The 15,572-nt window shown below is 63.1% G+C and carries 16 protein-coding genes; 13 read left to right on the top strand and 3 right to left on the bottom strand.

The genetic code is table 11. The annotated features are described in order from the left end of the window. From narI to ACORQT_RS14225, 11 genes are all read left to right on the top strand, one after another. Entirely contained in the window at positions 1-678 is a 678-nt protein-coding gene (gene narI, locus ACORQT_RS14275) for a respiratory nitrate reductase subunit gamma (protein ID WP_033643426.1), read from the top strand. 273 nt (positions 679-951) lie between these two features. Further along, positions 952-1,959, top strand: coding sequence for a 3-oxoacyl-[acyl-carrier-protein] synthase III C-terminal domain-containing protein (locus ACORQT_RS14270; RefSeq protein ID WP_444859185.1), 1,008 nt, complete (start codon positions 952-954; stop codon positions 1,957-1,959). Further along, entirely contained in the window at positions 1,956-2,972 is a 1,017-nt protein-coding gene (locus ACORQT_RS14265; protein ID WP_164057344.1) for an NAD-dependent epimerase/dehydratase family protein, read from the top strand. The genes ACORQT_RS14270 and ACORQT_RS14265 overlap by 4 nt, the downstream gene beginning before the upstream one ends. After that, entirely contained in the window at positions 2,965-3,771 is an 807-nt protein-coding gene (locus ACORQT_RS14260; RefSeq protein ID WP_033643422.1) for an MBL fold metallo-hydrolase, read from the top strand. Before ACORQT_RS14265 ends, ACORQT_RS14260 begins: the two co-directional genes overlap by 8 nt. Beyond that, on the top strand, positions 3,768-5,054 hold the full coding sequence (locus ACORQT_RS14255; protein ID WP_042784776.1) for a F390 synthetase-related protein: 1,287 nt from the start codon (positions 3,768-3,770) through the stop codon (positions 5,052-5,054). Before ACORQT_RS14260 ends, ACORQT_RS14255 begins: the two co-directional genes overlap by 4 nt. Then, the gene (locus tag ACORQT_RS14250) at positions 5,051-5,668 is read left to right on the top strand and encodes a phosphatase PAP2 family protein (RefSeq protein ID WP_033650909.1); all 618 of its coding nucleotides are present in this window, start codon (positions 5,051-5,053) and stop codon (positions 5,666-5,668) included. Before ACORQT_RS14255 ends, ACORQT_RS14250 begins: the two co-directional genes overlap by 4 nt. Beyond that, entirely contained in the window at positions 5,665-6,798 is a 1,134-nt protein-coding gene (locus tag ACORQT_RS14245; RefSeq protein WP_042784774.1) for a sterol desaturase family protein, read from the top strand. The genes ACORQT_RS14250 and ACORQT_RS14245 overlap by 4 nt, the downstream gene beginning before the upstream one ends. Next, a complete protein-coding gene (locus ACORQT_RS14240) occupies positions 6,791-7,873 on the top strand; it encodes a fatty acid desaturase family protein (RefSeq protein WP_033650911.1) in 1,083 nt (360 codons plus the stop codon). The genes ACORQT_RS14245 and ACORQT_RS14240 overlap by 8 nt, the downstream gene beginning before the upstream one ends. Further along, the gene (locus tag ACORQT_RS14235; RefSeq protein ID WP_147838047.1) at positions 7,870-8,955 is read left to right on the top strand and encodes an acyl-CoA desaturase; all 1,086 of its coding nucleotides are present in this window, start codon (positions 7,870-7,872) and stop codon (positions 8,953-8,955) included. The genes ACORQT_RS14240 and ACORQT_RS14235 overlap by 4 nt, the downstream gene beginning before the upstream one ends. A 106-nt stretch (positions 8,956-9,061) precedes the next feature. Then, positions 9,062-9,286 (top strand): hypothetical protein, encoded by a 225-nt coding sequence (locus ACORQT_RS14230; protein ID WP_025303190.1) that lies wholly within the window; start codon positions 9,062-9,064, stop codon positions 9,284-9,286. Further along, on the top strand, positions 9,283-9,549 hold the full coding sequence (locus ACORQT_RS14225; RefSeq protein ID WP_164057343.1) for a hypothetical protein: 267 nt from the start codon (positions 9,283-9,285) through the stop codon (positions 9,547-9,549). Before ACORQT_RS14230 ends, ACORQT_RS14225 begins: the two co-directional genes overlap by 4 nt. A gap of 9 nt (positions 9,550-9,558) precedes the next feature. Here the strand turns inward: ACORQT_RS14225 and ACORQT_RS14220 are convergent, their stop codons facing one another. Genes ACORQT_RS14220 through ACORQT_RS14210 form a run of 3 tightly spaced genes read right to left on the bottom strand, consistent with a single transcriptional unit; the run spans position 9,559 to position 12,136 of the window. Beyond that, complete coding sequence (locus ACORQT_RS14220; protein WP_071845133.1) at positions 9,559-9,711, bottom strand: DUF2474 domain-containing protein; 153 nt, start codon at positions 9,709-9,711, stop codon at positions 9,559-9,561. 14 nt (positions 9,712-9,725) lie between these two features. Further along, a complete protein-coding gene (gene cydB, locus ACORQT_RS14215; protein WP_033650915.1) occupies positions 9,726-10,733 on the bottom strand; it encodes a cytochrome d ubiquinol oxidase subunit II in 1,008 nt (335 codons plus the stop codon). 2 nt (positions 10,734-10,735) lie between these two features. After that, complete coding sequence (locus ACORQT_RS14210) at positions 10,736-12,136, bottom strand: cytochrome ubiquinol oxidase subunit I (protein WP_042784772.1); 1,401 nt, start codon at positions 12,134-12,136, stop codon at positions 10,736-10,738. A 144-nt stretch (positions 12,137-12,280) separates the two neighbouring features. On the opposite strand from ACORQT_RS14210, the gene ACORQT_RS14205 reads away from it, so the two are divergent. Continuing rightward, positions 12,281-13,699 carry an aminotransferase-like domain-containing protein gene (locus ACORQT_RS14205; RefSeq protein ID WP_042784770.1) on the top strand — a complete coding sequence of 473 codons (1,419 nt, stop codon included), beginning with the start codon at positions 12,281-12,283 and terminating at the stop codon, positions 13,697-13,699. Between the two features lie 154 nt (positions 13,700-13,853). Further along, entirely contained in the window at positions 13,854-15,542 is a 1,689-nt protein-coding gene (locus ACORQT_RS14200; protein WP_042784769.1) for an ABC transporter substrate-binding protein, read from the top strand. Positions 15,543-15,572: the final 30 nt, after the last annotated feature.

Below are 15,572 nucleotides of genomic sequence, written 5' to 3'. Positions count from 1 at the left end.
ATGCAATTTTTGAATCAGTTCTTCTTCGACATCTACCCTTATCTGGCCGGCGCGGTGTTCCTGATCGGCAGCTGGCTGCGCTACGACTACGGGCAGTACAGCTGGCGCGCCGGCTCCAGCCAGATGCTGGATAAAAAGGGCATGCGGCTGGCGTCCAACCTGTTCCACATCGGCATTATCGGCATCTTCGCGGGCCACTTCCTCGGCATGCTGACGCCGCACTGGATGTATGAGGCCTTCCTGCCGATCGACGTGAAGCAGAAGCTGGCGATGATCGCCGGCGGCGCCTGCGGCCTGATGACGCTGATCGGCGGCGCGCTGCTGCTGAAGCGCCGGTTGACCAACCCGCGGGTGCGCGCCACCAGCAGCGTCGCCGACATCCTGATCCTGACATTGCTGGTGGTGCAGGTGTGCCTGGGGTTGCTGACCATTCCGTTCTCCGCCCAGCATATGGACGGCAGCGAAATGATGAAGCTGGTGGCCTGGGCGCAGGCGGTCGTGACCTTCCACGCCGGCGCTTCTGCGCACCTGGAAGGCGTGGCGCTGATCTTCAAGCTGCATATGGTGCTGGGCATGACGCTGTTCGTGCTGTTCCCGTTCTGCCGCCTGGTGCATATCTGGAGTGCGCCGGTAGAGTACCTGACCCGCCGTTACCAGCTGGTGCGCAACCGCCGCTGAGCCTGACCCCGCCGCCGCCGATCGCCAGCGGCGGCGCTATTCCGATAATTCCCCCGCCGTCTGCCCATTCTCGTCGCCTTGTCGTAAACTCACTATCTCAGTTATGTTACGTTTATGCTTCCGCCGACGGACGTCGGCCTGTGGTAGCCGATAACAAGAGATACCGCCTTGATGAAAGGCATTTTGGGACATAAAAACCGGGGATGATCCGTGTGGCCTGCGCGCCGTACGGGAGAATCGCTTTATGGATAGTCAGGTTAATCAATAACAATAATGACCACACAATTACGCTCACCCGAGCTGCTGCCTCTGAAAATCATCGCCACCGGGGCCGCGTTGCCGCCTAACCGCGTGGCGTCCTCTGCGCTCGACGCTCGGCTGGGGAAACCGGCCGGCTACGTTGAAAAACGCTCGGGCATCGTTTACCGCTATCACGCCGCCGACGATGCCAGCCAGGCCGAACTTGCCGCTGCCGCGCTGCAAGATGCGCTGGCTCGCCGCGCCATGCCGGCAGACTCGATCGATCTGCTGATCTCTGCCTCGGCGATTTCGGTGCAGGCGCTGCCGTGCACCGCCGCGCACATTCTCAAGGTGGCGGGGCTGGCGCCGGGCACGCCGGGCTTCGACATCAACAGCAGCTGCGTCAGCTTTATCTCTGCGCTGCAGGTGGCGGCAGGGCTGCTGAACGCCGGGACGTATCGACGCATCGCCATCGTCTCGGCGGATCTCGCTTCACGCGGCATCGACTGGCAGCACGAAGAGTCGTCGCTGATCTTCGGCGACGGCGCGGCCTGCGCCATTGTGGAGCGCGGCGACGGCGCCAGCGGCATCCTCGCCAGCCTGGTGGAAACCTACCCCGCCGGCAGCGAACTGTGCGAGATCCGCGCCGGCGGCACGCGTCGCAACCCGCGCGCCGGCATGTGTGAGCAAGACTTCCTGTTTCTTATGCAGGGCAAGCCGCTGTTCCGCCAGGCCTCGGCGCTGATTGAGGGTTATCTCGATCGGCTGTTGAGCGCCAGCGGCCTGACCCTGGCGCAGATCGCCACCGTGGTGCCGCATCAGGCCAGCCATCTGTCGCTCGAACATATGCGCAAACGGCTGCACGTCTCCAGCGAGGCGCTGGTCGATATCTACCGCCATCATGGTAATCAGGTGGCGGCGTCTATCCCGACGGCGCTGCATGCCGCCGTGACCACCGGGCGCTTCAATCCCGGTCAGCCGGTGATGCTGATCGGCACCGCCGCCGGGCTGGCGCTGGCCGGCATGGTGTTGCTGCCATGAGGGTGCTGGTCACCGGGGCGACCAGCGGGCTGGGACGCAACGCGGCGCAGTGGTTGCTGGAGGCCGGACATCAGGTGCGCGCCACCGGCCGCGATGAACGGGCCGGCGCAACGCTGCGTCAGCTGGGCGCCGAGTTTTGCGCGCTCGATCTGGCGCAGGCCACGCCGCAGCAGTGTCGGGAGCTGGTGACCGACTGCGAGTGGGTCTGGCACTGCGCGGCCAAGTCTTCGCCCTGGGGCGGCAAAGCGGAGTTTCACCGCATCAACGCCGCGGCGACGGAGAAGCTGGCGGAGGCGGCCGGGCGCTGCGGCGTGCGGCGCTTCGTGCATATCTCCACGCCGGCAATCTACTTCGATTTTCAGCCGCATTACGACCTTGACGAAGGTTACCGGGCGCGGCGCTTCGCCAATCACTATGCCGCCAGCAAGTATGCGGCCGAGCAGCGCCTGTTGGCGCAGGCGAAGATCTATCCGCAAACCACCTACATTATGCTGCGGCCGCGCGGCCTGTTTGGCCCGCACGATCGGGTGATCGTGCCGCGGCTGTTGCACCAGCTCGAACGCGACCGCGGGGTATTGCGATTGCCCGGCGGCGGACAAGCGCTGCTGGATCTGACCTTCGCCCCCAACGTGGTGCACGCGATGGATCTGGCCAGCCGGCAGCGCGGATTGCCGTCCGGCGCCGTGTACAACATCACCAACCACCAACCGCAGCGGCTGGCGGAGATGCTGGATGCGTTGCTGTGTCAGGAACTGGGGCTGAGTTACCGGCTGCAGGCTGTGTCCTATCCGCTGCTGCATACGCTGGCCGGCGGCATGGAGCTGTGGGCGGCGCTGAGCGGCAAGGAACCGCTGTTGACGCGCTACAGCGTGGCGGCGGTGCATTTTGACATGACGCTGAGCCAGACCCGTGCGATCGAAGAGCTGGGTTACCGGCCGCGTTATTCGATGGAAGAGGGCATTCGTCTGACCGGCGAGTGGCTGCGGCGGCAAGGAGGCGGACAGCATGGCTAAGGTCACCGTGTTTGAAGTGGGCTATTGCACGCATATCGGCTGCATGGCGCTGCGCGGCGCCGGATTCCGGGTGTGCAAATTCCCGGCGCGCGCCTATCTGCTGGAGGTGGGGGAGCGCCGCTGGCTGTGGGATACCGGCTACGCGCGTTATTTTCAGCAGCACACACAGTCGGGGCTGTTCAGCCTTTACCGCCGCATGACGCCGGTCTATTTCGATCCGGCCGAGTCGTTGGCGCATCAGCTGCGCGAAGCCGGTTACGCCGAGGGGGATATTCAGGCGCTGATCGTCTCGCATTTTCACGCCGATCACATCGCCGGGCTGCAGGATTTCAGCCAACTCGACTTTATTTGCTCCGGCGAGGGTTGGCAGCAAACCCGTGGGCTGCGCGGTTTCGCGGCGCTGAAGCGCGCCTTTATTCCCGGCCTGATCCCGGCGGATTTCGAGAGCCGTCTGCAGTTTATGGAGTCTTTTCCTGCGGTGGCGTTGCCCGCGCTGTTGGCGCCGTTCGATCGCGGTTACGCGCTGCCGGGCAGTGAAGGGCAGATCGTGCTGGTGCCGTTGCCGGGGCATGCGGCCGGCCATATCGGCGCCTTTATTCTCACCGACGCCGGCTGGACGCTGCTGGCCAGCGACGCCGCCTGGTCGCCGCAGAGCTACCAGACGCTGCGCGGGCCTTCGCGCCTGGCCAATCTGGTGATGGACGACGCGGCGGCTTACACCCGCACCCTGGAGCGGCTCAACCAGCTGTGGGCGGGCGGTCAGGTCAACATTTTGCTGTGCCACGAGGGGGACCTGTGATCCCCTTCATGACCCTTTGGCACTATTTCCGCGCCAGGCGCCTGCGCTTTGGCGATCGTGCGGCGCTGGAGGCGCATCAGGCCCGACAGCTTGAGGGGTTTGCCCACCGGGTGCTGAGCAAGAGTCCCTATTTTCAAGGCTTCAGCCGCCGGCCGTTCGCCGAATGGCCGCAGATGGACAAGGCGCTGATGATGGCGCAGTTCGACCGCATGAACACCGCCGGGCTGCGGCGCGATGCGGTGCTGGCCTGCGCGCAGCGCAGCGAGGCGGATCGCGATTTCACGCCGAAGATCGGGCGCTACAGCGTCGGATTGTCGTCCGGCACTTCCGGGCAGCGCGGCGTGTTTGTCGTCAGCCCGCGGGAACAGCAGGTGTGGGCCGGCGGCATGTTGGCGAAAATGCTGCCGGACGGGCTGTCGGCGGGCGAGCGCGTCGCGCTGTTTCTGCGCGCGGACAATAATCTCTATCACAGCGTGAACAACCGTTGGCTGAGCCTGGCGTTTTACGATTTGCTCGCGCCGTTCAGCGGCCATTTGCCGGCATTGGAACGGCAGGCGCCCAGCATCATCGTGGCCCCGGCGCAGGTGCTGCGCGCATTGGCGTTGGCGGTGCTGGCCGGGCAGGTGACGCTGTCGGTCAAAAAAGTGATCTCGGTCGCCGAGGTGCTTGAAGAACAGGATCGCCGCCTGCTGCTGCAGGTGTTTCCGGCGGTCGGCGAAGTGTATCAGGCTACCGAGGGGTTCCTCGCCGCCACCTGCGCGCACGGCACCTTGCACCTGAACGAGGAGTTTTTGCATATCGAGCCGCAGTGGATCGACGAACTGCGCTTCACGCCGCTGATCACCGACTTTACCCGCAGTACGCAGCCGATCGTGCGCTATCGGCTGGACGATGTATTGGTGCTGCGCAAGGAACCCTGCCCATGCGGGCAACCGACGCGGGCGATAGCCCGTATCGAGGGGCGGCGCGACGATCAGCTGATGCTGCCCGATGCGCAGCGGCAACCGCAGGCGGTGTTCGCCGATGCCTGTAGCCGAACGATCGCCAATGCGTTGCCGCTGACCAGCGATTACCGCCTGATCCAGCATGGCGAACGGCGGTTGGAGCTGATTGCCGATTGTAGCCCGGCGGCGTTGGCGCACTGTAAGGCGCAGCTGATGGCGCTGTTCGCTCGTCAGGGCATCGCCACCGATCGCCTCGAATGGCGGTTGACGGCGCAAGCGGTGCTGCCGCAGTTCGATCGCAAGCGGCGGCGCATCGTGCGCCGGGCGGAGGAGGCATGAAAAGCGCACTGTTCAGGCTATGGCACATGCTGCTGGGATGGGGCACGGTCGGCGTGGTGTATAGCCTGACTGATCGCCTGCAGGGTGCGGGAACCCTGTTGCCGCCGTCGGCGCTTGATCGGGCGATCCCGTTCAGCCCCACGGCCATCTGGCTCTATCTGTCGTTCTTCCTCATCGTCCCGGCGGGCTATCTGCTGGCGCCGCTGCCGCGGATCAAATGGCTGACGCTGGCGATGCAGCTGACCGCGCTGGGCGCCGGGGCGGTTTATCTGCTGTGGCCGACCACCATGGCCTATCCGCAGAACGATGGCGTCGGGATCAGCGCGCAACTGCTGGCGGCGTTAACCCGGGTGGACTCGCCGCAAAACTGCCTGCCTTCGTTGCATATGGCGCTGACGGTGCTGGCGGTGTGGGCGCTGAGCGACGGCGAGCGCAAAGTGCGCACGGCGCTGTGGATGCTGTGGGGCGTGGCGATCGCGTTCTCGATTCTGCAACTGCGTCGGCATTTGTTTGTCGATTTGGCCGGCGGCGCGCTGCTGGCGCTGTTCGCCGGCTGGCTGGCCCTGCGCATGAAAACCCTGCGCAGGCGCGTCGTTAAAGGAGAAATGGGATGAGCGATCTGGCATTGCCGATAGTGTTCATGCTGTTCATCGTGGTGGCCGAGGCGGTGGCGCTGCAGTGGGGGCGTCGCGAGCCGGTCAACTGGCACGATCTGGTGTTCAACCTGAATTCCGGCCATATCATGCTGTGGCTGTTCCGCGGGTTGGAGATCACCTGCTACGGCTACGTGGCCGCGCATTTCAGCCTGGGGCTGCTGGATGCCTGGCCGCCGCTGCTGATGTGGCTGTTCGCCCTGCTGGCGTGGGACTTCGGTTTCTACTGGCTGCACCGTCTGCACCATCGTTTCCGCCTGCTGTGGGCGGTGCACGTGGTGCACCATCAGGGCGAGCACTTTAATCTGTCGCTGGGGGTGCGCAACTCCTGGTATTCGTCGCTGACGTCGATCCCGTTCTTTTTGCTGCTGGCGCTGGCGGGGGTGCCGCTGTCGGTGTTCGTTGCGGTCTCTATTTTTCATTACAGCATTCAGCTGTTTAACCACAATGCGCTGACGCCGAAGCTCGGCGTGCTGGAAAAAATCCTGGTCACGCCGGCGCATCACCGGGTGCATCACGTCAAGGACATGGCGTATTCCAATAAGAACTTCGGCGGCAGCTTTATCTTCTGGGACAAGCTGTTCGGCACCTTTTGCCCGGCATTGCCGAGCACGCCGTTCAGCTATGGCGTCGGCGGCGACAGGCCGTCCGCCAACCCATTCTGGGCGAGCAATCTGCCGTTCCTGCGCTATTTGCGCCTGGCATGGCGCCCGGCGCCGGGCCGGCCACGCGACCGCCGTTCGGCGCTCAGCGTTTTCAGCGGCGCCATGCTGTTGTTCTCGCTGGTGGTCGGTTACGTCTACCAATACGGTTACGGCTATAGCGACATCAGCTGGCCGCAAATGGCGCTGTTGGCGCTGCTGGCGTTGGGATCGGTGGCGCTGGGCGGCATGACGGAAGGGCGGCGGTGGGCGAGCGCCGTCTGGCTGCTGATCGCGCTGGGCATGCCGCTGCTGTTTATCGGCTATCTCGGTTGGCCGCAGCGCTATTGGCATATCGCCATGGCCGCCGTGGCGTTGCATGCCCTGTGCGTCGCGTTGGGCTGGGGAAGAGTAGCCGCACCGGCCGCCGTGGAGGAACCGCATGGCTGAATCATTGCCGCCGCTGCGTTTTCCCGCCGATGGCGAACAGGCCTTCCACCGCGATCTTAAGCGCGCGGCACACGCCTGTCTGGCGGGCGATCATCGCTATGCCGATGCCGCGCGATTGGCCAAGGCCGCGCTGTTGCTGGCGTTGTGCGTCGGGTTTTACGCGCTGAGCCTGCTGCAGCATCAGCCCTGGGCGTTTTTCCTCTGCTATTTCCTGTTCGTGACCATGGGCATGCTGCTCAATGTCAACGTAAACCACGATGCTTCGCATAACGCTTTCCTGCGTGCGCCCTGGGCCAATCGGCTGGTGGGGCGGTTGGTGACGCTGCCGCTGGGCGTCGATCCGGACTACTGGCGCACGCGGCATGTGGATTACCACCACGTTTACGCCAACGTCGAACATTACGATCTGGATACCGAAGAGAACGGCTTTTTCCGCCAGACACCGTTCCAGCGCTGGCGGCCCCATATGCGCTATCAGCATCTGTACTGGCCGCTGATCGCCGCGCTCTCGCTGCCCTATATCGCCTGGATTTTCGATTGGTCCGATCGGCTCGATAAAACGCCGCTGCGGGAAAAACGCGTGCTGGCGGGGCGCGGCGGTTGGGCGCTGTTCGTGCTGTGCAAGCTCGCGCATCTGGCGCTGGTGCTGGTGGCGCCGCTGGTCGTGGGCCACTTGCACGGCATCGGCTGGGGCTGGGTGTTGCTGGCTTACGCGCTCAGCCAGATGTGCGCCTCGCTGCTGGTGGTGTTCTTGCTGCTGGGCACCCATTGGGCGCAGGCCGAGTTTTACCCGGCGCCGACGGGCGACAGCATGCCGCAAGGCTGGTATCGGCACAATTTCGCCACCGCCTGCGACTGGCAGCCCGAACCGCGCTGGCTGGAGCATCTGACCGGCGGGCTAAACTATCACCTGACCCATCACCTGTTTCCCGGCTGGAATCATCGCCACTATCCGGCCCTGGCCGCCGCGGTGGCGGAGGTCGCGCAGCGGCACGGCATGGCGTACCGCTGCATTGGCTATCGTGAACTGCTGGCGCAACAACAGCGCTTCTTACGCCGGATGGGACAGCCATGAAACCGCTGCGTCCGTTAGCCTATCGGCGCGACGACAATGGGTTGCACCGCGCGCTGATGCAGGCTGCACAGCATTATCTGGCGGCCAACGGCGATCACCGCTTCGCCGACGGCGGCATGCTGGCGAAGGTTGCGCTGCTGCTGGCGCTGTGCGGCCTGTGTTACGGGTTGAGCCTGCAGCAGCAAAACGGTTGGGCGTTTTTCGCTTGTTATTTCGGCTTTATCTTTATCGGCATGTTCCTGACGGTGAACGTGGTGCACGACGCCTCGCACAACGCGTTTTTCCGCCACCCCTGGGCCAACCGCTGGCTGAACGCACTGGTGAGCGTGCCGCTGGGGCTGGATCCCGACTGCTGGCGCGTGCGCCACGTGCTGTTTCACCATGCCCATAACAATATCGAACATTACGACCCCGATATCGACGCCAATGGCGTGCTGCGGCAAACGCCGTTCCAGCGCTGGCGACCCTTTATGCGCGCGCAGCGTTACTATTGGCCGTTGGTGGCGGCGCTGACTTTTCCGTACTACATCTGGCTGTTCGATTGGTTGGACAGGGCGGGCCGCACCCGCGTGGCGGCGCGCATGGCGCAGCAGGGCGTACGCGGCTGGAGCGGGTTTCTGGCCGGGAAGGCGGCGCACCTGCTGCTGGCGCTGGCGATCCCATGTTGGCTGTTGCCGCCGGCTATCGGCATCGGGCAAATTCTGCTGGTCTATTTGCTGAGCCAGATGCTTTCTTCATTGCTGTTCGTGATGTTGATCATCGGCACCCACTGGGCCAAGGCCAACTTTTATCAGGCGCCGGCGCAGGGCGCGATGCCGCACGGTTGGTATCACCATGTGTTCGCCACCACGTTCGACTGGCAGACTCGGCCGCGCTGGCTGGGTTATTGGCTGGGCGGGGCGAACCTGCATTTGACGCATCATCTGTTTCCGCACTGGAGCCACCGCCATTACCCGGCGCTCAGCCGCATCATCGGCGAGGTGGCGCCGCGCTTCGGCATCGACTACCGCCTGCTGGAGCTGGAGGAGCTGTTGCGTCTGCAGCAACGCTTCCTCAGCGCGATGGGCCGCAAGCCGCACTAGCGTTGCATGCGAATTGTGCGAGGCGTTACGCAGTTCACTAATTGAACGATATTTGCCCTTCCAGTAGACTTTCCCTCTGTGAATCAACGGCCACAGGAGGTGGACTATGCGCAGCTTGCCGATTCGGTTATCGAACAAAATTGATGATGATCTGAACGATATCGCCCGGCGTCACGGGATGGAAAAAACCGAGGTAATCAAAATGGCGTTTGCACTGATTACCCTTGCCGATAAGTACTGGATGAAACAGGATGGTACTTCTCTTGGCATTGTACGGGAGAAGGGTGAACAGCTTGAAGCGGTGGGGCGGGTCGTGGAGATCTTCCCATGAACATCGAAAGCCGTAATCTGCGCGATGAGGCCAGCCAGGTTTATCTGGAGCAGGTCTTGGTCTTCGACGAAATGGAGCGGCTGCGCCTGGCGTGCCAGGTGCTGTGCGGGATATTCGCGGTCAGCGTGGGCGTATTCGCCGCCCACGCGTATTGGGAGAAAAACGAAGCGCTGAATCAGGTGTTTGAGCTGGTGAAGATCGGCGCCTTGCCGCTGGTCACGCTGGTGGTCTCTTTTTACTTTCCCAACAGCGCATCCAGATAAGGCGTCACGTCAATGCGACTTCATGCCCGCCGCGGTCATCAGCAGGCGGAACAGCGAGGCAACCGCGAACAGCCCCAGCACGCTGGCGCTCCAGATGATCACCAGCCAACCGATGCGTTTCCACCAGGGCGCCGGAGCGGCGGCTGCCGTTTTATCTTGCATAGCGTCCTCCTTCCTCAGTGATAGCCGTGTTCATGGCTGATCTTGCCGCGGAACACGTAGTAGCTCCAGAAGGTGTAGACCAGAATGATTGGGATGATGAACAGCGCGCCGACCAGCATAAAGCCGAGGCTCTGCGGCGGCGCGGCGGCGTCCCACAGGCTGATGGCCGGCGGGATCAGGTGCGGCCAGATGCTGATGCCAAGCCCGCTCAGGCCGAGGAACACCAGCAGCAGCGTCAGCATGAACGGCGAGTAGTGCGCGCCGCGTTTCACCCCATGCCGGATCCCCCAGGCGCTGAGCAGCACCAGTACCGGCACCGGCAGCAGCCAGAACAGGTTCGGCAGCGTAAACCAGCGCGCGGCGATTTCGGGATGCGCGATCGGCGTCCAGATGCTGACCGCAGCCAGCACCAGCAGCAGGATCGCCAGCAGCGGCGTCGCCAGGTGATACATGCGCGCCTGCAGGTCACCGGCGGTTTTCATCACCAGCCAGGTACAGCCGAGCAGGGCGTAGGTCACCACCAGCCCCAGCCCGCAGAACAGCGCGAACGGCGTCAGCCAGTCCAGTGCGCCGCCGGCGTAGGTGCGGCCTTCTACCGGGAAGCCGTTGATCACGGCGCCCACCACCACACCCTGGCTGAAGGTGGCGAAGAGAGAGCCCCAGATGAACGCTTTATCCCAGATATGGCGCTTCTCCGGCGTCGCCTTGAAGCGAAACTCGAAGGCCACGCCGCGGAAAATCAGCCCGATCAGCATCAGCGTCAGCGGGATCGCCAGCGCGTCGAGGATCACCGAGTAGGCCAGCGGGAAGGCGCCGAACAGCGCCGCGCCGCCCAGCACCAGCCAGGTCTCATTGCCGTCCCACACCGGGGCGACGGTGTTCATCATCAGATCGCGGTCGCCGCTCGCCTTCACCCACGGAAACAGAATGCCGATGCCCAAATCGAAACCGTCCATCACCACGTACATCATGGTGCTGAACACGATGATGACAAACCAAATCAGCGGAAGATCGATACCCATGTTCAGCTCCTGTCGTCCAGAGTGTCGTTGACCGCGGACAGCGGACGCGCCGGGCGGCCCTCGGTATTGTCTTCTTGGTGTTCATGCGGCTGCGGCCCTTTGCGGATCAGGCGCATCATGTAGGAGTAGCCCACGCCGAACACCGAGCAGTAGACGATGATGAACGCCAGCAGGCTGATGCTCATGTGCAGATCGCCGTGCGCGGACACCGCATCCTTGGTGCGCAGCAGGCCGTACACCACCCACGGCTGGCGGCCTATCTCGGTGGTGAACCAGCCCGCCAGCAGCGCCAGCAGCCCGGAAGGGCCCATCCACAGGATGAAATACAGGAACGGACGCGACTGATAGAGCCCGCCGCGCCAGCGCAGCCACAGGCTCCACACCCCGGCCAGGATCATCAGCATGCCCAGCCCGACCATGATGCGGAACGACCAGAACACCACGGTGGAGTTGGGGCGATCTTCCGGCGGGAACGATTTGAGCGCCGGCACCTGCTCGGTCAGGCTGTGCGTCAGGATCAGGCTGCCGAGGTAGGGCACTTCCAGCTTGAAGCGGGTCTCTTCACGCTGCATGTCCGGCCAACCGACCAGGATCAGCGGCGTGGCTTCGCCCAGCGGGTTTTCCCAGTGGCCTTCGATGGCGGCGATCTTCGCCGGCTGATGTTTCAGCGTATTCAGGCCGTGCGCATCGCCGATCAGCGCCTGCACCGGCGCGACGATCAGCGCCATCCACATCGCCATCGACAGCATCTTGCGCATCGCCGGCGTGTCGCGGCCGCGCAGCAGATGCCAGGCGGCGGACGCGCCGACGAAGAACGCCGAGGAGAGGAAGGCGGCGGTGGACATGTGCAGCAGGCGGTACGGGAAGGACGGGTTGAAGATGACCTTCAGCCAGTCGACCGGCACCACCTGGCCATTGATGATCTCATGCCCCTGCGGGGTCTGCATCCAGCTGTTGGAGGCCAGGATCCAGAAGGTGGAGATCAGCGTGCCGAGCGCCACCATGCAGGTGGCGAAGAAGTGCAGGCCGGGGCCGACGCGGTTCCAGCCGAACAGCATCACGCCGAGGAAACCGGCTTCGAGGAAGAAGGCGGTCAGCACTTCATAAGTCAGCAGCGGCCCGGTAATGCTGCCGGCGAACTCGGAGAAGAAGCTCCAGTTGGTGCCGAACTGGTAAGCCATCACCAGCCCGGATACCACGCCCATGCCGAAGTTAACGGCGAAAATCTTTGACCAGAAGTGATAAAGCTCACGATAGGCTTCATTGTGCGTTTTCAACCATAATCCTTCCAGCACCGCCAGATAGCTGGCTAAACCGATGGTGATGGCGGGGAAAATGATATGGAAAGACACGGTGAAGGCGAACTGTATTCTGGCAAGTTCCAGTGCATCAAGACCCAGCATGGCGCCTCCTAGGGTTGAACATAAATTAACCTCTTGAGTATAGCTGTCATTTTTATGTGAAATGCTTGGCGTTAAGTTAAGCACGGAGTACAGTGCCTATAATAGTGACAGTTATTTTACTTTTTCATATAACAGTTAATGGTTATGACCCGATACGAGCAGCTTGCGCAGCAGATTAGAGAACAGATCCAGAACCGGGTGTGGCGGGCGGGCGACAAGCTGCCTTCGCTGCGCGAGAGCGGCAAACGCGCCGGATTGAGCCTGATGACGGTGGTGCAGTCTTATCAACTGCTGGAGAGCCAGGGGTGGATCGTCGCCCGGCCGCAGTCGGGCTACTATGTGGCGGCGCGCCCGCAGCCGCTGCCGCAGCCTTCGCGCGGCGAGAAACTGCTGCTGAGCGAACAGGTGGACATCAACGCCTTTATTTTCGATGTGCTGCAGGCCTGCAAGGATCCGGACATCGTCCCTTTCGGTTCGGCGTTTCCCGACGCCACGCTGTTCGCCCAGCCGAAGCTGGCGCGGGCGCTGAGCAGCGTAGCGCGCAAGTTCACGCCGCACAGTTCGCTGGTCAACCTGCCGCCGGGCAACGACGCGCTGCGACGGCACATTGCCCAACGCTATGCGCTGAGCGGCATGCAGGTCGCGCCGGACGAGATCGTTATCACCGCCGGGGCGATGGAGTCGCTCAGCCTCAGCCTGCAGGCGGTGACCCAACCGGGCGACTATGTGGCGATCGAGTCGCCGGCGTTTTACGGCGCGCTGCAGGCGCTGGAACGGCTGCGGCTGAAGGCGGTGGCGATCGCCACGCATCCGCAGGACGGTATCGATCTGGACGCGTTGCAGCAGGCGGTGGAGCAGTATCCGATCAAAGCCTGCTGGCTGATGACCCACTTCCAGAACCCGCAGGGCGCCACCCTGCCGGAGGCCAACAAGCAGCGTCTGGTGGCGCTGCTGCGCGAACGGCAGATCTCGCTGATCGAAGACGATGTCTACGGCGAGCTGTACTTCAGCGCCGAACGGCCGTTGCCGGCGAAGGCGCTCGACAGCGGCGGCCAGATCCTGCACTGCTCGTCATTTTCCAAATGTCTGGCGCCGGGCTTTCGCGTCGGCTGGGTGGCGGCGGGGCGTTATGCGCAACAGATCCAGCGTTTGCAGCTGATGAGCACCGTTTCCACCAGCGTGCCGACCCAGATGGCGCTGGCGGATTATCTGCTGCACGGCGGCTACGACACCCATCTGCGGCGGCTGCGCCGCCTGCTGGCCCAGCGCCAAAGCGCAATGCGTCAGGCGATCGCCCACCATTTTCCGCCGACGGTGAAAGTCAGTCAGCCCGACGGCGGGTATTTCCTGTGGCTGGAACTCGACCCGGCGCTGTCGTCGATGGAGCTGTACCGGCGCGCACTCGCACGGGGCATCAGCATCGCGCCGGGGCGCATGTTCACCACCGGCGACCATTTCAACCACTGCTTCCGTCTCAACGCCTCATTTGAATGGAATGACCGCTTTGAAGAGGCGATAAAAACCTTAGCTAAACTTATCCGGGGGCTGGCGGCGGCCGGCTGAATCGCGTTTTTCCCGCCGCTTCGCCCCAGAAAAATTCATAATGCTTTTTTCGGTAATGGAATGCCGGTTTCGTTGTTAGACAGCCCTCCGGCCGCCCATTACTCTGCGATAAATTTTGTCACATTTTTATCAACGGGTAGACGAGGGGCAGTGGGTGAGTGGAATAAAAAATAAGCTAAACAAACTGTTGCGCTATCGGCTGACGCCGCTGGCGTTGGTCTGCGCGCTGGGGCTGAGCGCCGGCGCGCAGGCGGAAACGCTGGCCGAAGGCATTACGCCGGCCAGCGACGCCGCTCGGGTGCCGGCCGCCGCCAAACTGCGCAAAGATACCGTCGTGGCGGGCATCTCGGAGCCGCAGGGGATTTTCAATCCGTATCTGTTCACCAACGGCTGGGACGAGAACGTGACCGACGTGATCTTCAGCCGGCTGATCGGCCTGGACAGCCAGGGCAAACCGGAAGGGCGCCTGGCGGAGTCCTGGCAGGTCAGCCCCGATAATCTGACCTACACCATCAAGCTGCGGCCGAATCTGGTCTACAGCGACGGCTCGCCGCTGAAGGCCGACGATATCGCCTTTACCCTGACGCTGCTGCATGACCCGGCCTATGACGGCGATACCGATATCACGCCGGCGCACATTCAGGGCGGCGCCGAGTATAAAAACGGCACCGCGGCCGGCATCAGCGGGCTGAAGGTGATCGACGATCGCACCATTCAGATCGTCACCACCCAACCGGGCGCGACCACGTTGCAACTGATTGGCGGGCCGGTATTGTCGCGGGCTTACTACGGCAAAGACTATCAGCGCGGCAAGCTCGACGGCGTGCGCGCCTTGAACGGCAAGCCGCTCGGCAACGGCCCCTACATTTACGACAAGTACGTGCCGGGGCAGGAAATCCGCTTCCACGCCAACCCGAACTTCTACCTCGGCCCGCCGCCGATGGCGCGCTTTATCTATCGCGTCACCAACCCGGCCACCAACTTCCAGCTGTTCCAGACCGGTGAGACCGACTACGACGCCTTTACCGCCAAGCCGGACGATATCGAACAGCTCAAGCTGCTCGGTTTCGCCAATATCAACCTTTACAGCTCGAGCGATTACAGCCGGGTTGATTTCAACCTCAGACGCCCGGCGCTGCAGGACAAGCGGGTGCGTCAGGCGCTGATCTACGGCCTCGATCGGCAAAAACTGATCGCCGTGGTGTACCAAGGGTACGGCAAGGTCGCCAACCAGCCGATTTCGCCGATCTCCTGGGCTTACGACGCCAACGGCATCAATCCTTACGCTTACGATCTCGATAAGGCCAAAAAGCTGTTGGACGAGGCAGGCTGGCAGGTGGGCGCTGACGGCATCCGGCAGAAAGACGGTAAAAAGCTGGAGCTGACGCTACTGGTGACCAAAAAGCTGATCAACGACGCGCTGGTGCCGATCGCCAAGGATAACTACCGCCGGCTCGGCGTGGTGCTGAAACCGCAGGTATTGGATTTCAACGCGCTGCTGGCGCAGCGCAAGGCGGGCAATTACGACCTGGCGTCTCTCAGCACCAGCACGCTGAACGATCCGCACGACGGCGTACGCGACTTCATCAGCCGCGAGAGCGAGACCGGCTACCACAACCCGCAGGTGGACGCGCTGATCGCCAAAGCCAATGCCACGCTGGATATCGCGCAGCGTAAGCCGCTGTACCATCAGCTGTATCAGGTGCTGGCGGACGATCCGCCGGTGATCCTGCTCGGCAACCGCGAAATCTTGAGCGCCAGCAGCGCGCGCGTCACCGGCTTTAAACCGGATATCTACAACGGACTGGTCGGCAGCCTGCCGAACGTCAAACCGGCGCCGTAACGCCCCGATGCCGCCGCGCCATTCCGGGCG

It is taken from the genome of Serratia sp. (in: enterobacteria) (assembly GCF_052400455.1).
Lineage (GTDB): Bacteria > Pseudomonadota > Gammaproteobacteria > Enterobacterales > Enterobacteriaceae > Serratia > Serratia ureilytica.
Note: the sequence above shows the minus strand (reverse complement) of the source record. Positions and strands in the feature narration are given on the sequence as shown.

Bases quoted from the DNA above. Each gene is read 5' to 3' on its own strand.
- narI (WP_033643426.1), top strand. From the start codon at position 1: ATGCAATTTTTGAATCAGTTCTTCTTCGACATCTACCCTTATCTGGCC.
- ACORQT_RS14270 (WP_444859185.1), top strand. From the start codon at position 952: ATGACCACACAATTACGCTCACCCGAGCTGCTGCCTCTGAAAATCATC.
- ACORQT_RS14265 (WP_164057344.1), top strand. From the start codon at position 1,956: ATGAGGGTGCTGGTCACCGGGGCGACCAGCGGGCTGGGACGCAACGCG.
- ACORQT_RS14260 (WP_033643422.1), top strand. From the start codon at position 2,965: ATGGCTAAGGTCACCGTGTTTGAAGTGGGCTATTGCACGCATATCGGC.
- ACORQT_RS14250 (WP_033650909.1), top strand. From the start codon at position 5,051: ATGAAAAGCGCACTGTTCAGGCTATGGCACATGCTGCTGGGATGGGGC.
- ACORQT_RS14245 (WP_042784774.1), top strand. From the start codon at position 5,665: ATGAGCGATCTGGCATTGCCGATAGTGTTCATGCTGTTCATCGTGGTG.
- ACORQT_RS14240 (WP_033650911.1), top strand. From the start codon at position 6,791: ATGGCTGAATCATTGCCGCCGCTGCGTTTTCCCGCCGATGGCGAACAG.
- ACORQT_RS14235 (WP_147838047.1), top strand. From the start codon at position 7,870: ATGAAACCGCTGCGTCCGTTAGCCTATCGGCGCGACGACAATGGGTTG.
- ACORQT_RS14230 (WP_025303190.1), top strand. From the start codon at position 9,062: ATGCGCAGCTTGCCGATTCGGTTATCGAACAAAATTGATGATGATCTG.
- ACORQT_RS14225 (WP_164057343.1), top strand. From the start codon at position 9,283: ATGAACATCGAAAGCCGTAATCTGCGCGATGAGGCCAGCCAGGTTTAT.
- ACORQT_RS14220 (WP_071845133.1), bottom strand. From the start codon at position 9,711: ATGCAAGATAAAACGGCAGCCGCCGCTCCGGCGCCCTGGTGGAAACGC.
- cydB (WP_033650915.1), bottom strand. From the start codon at position 10,733: ATGGGTATCGATCTTCCGCTGATTTGGTTTGTCATCATCGTGTTCAGC.
- ACORQT_RS14210 (WP_042784772.1), bottom strand. From the start codon at position 12,136: ATGCTGGGTCTTGATGCACTGGAACTTGCCAGAATACAGTTCGCCTTC.
- ACORQT_RS14205 (WP_042784770.1), top strand. From the start codon at position 12,281: ATGACCCGATACGAGCAGCTTGCGCAGCAGATTAGAGAACAGATCCAG.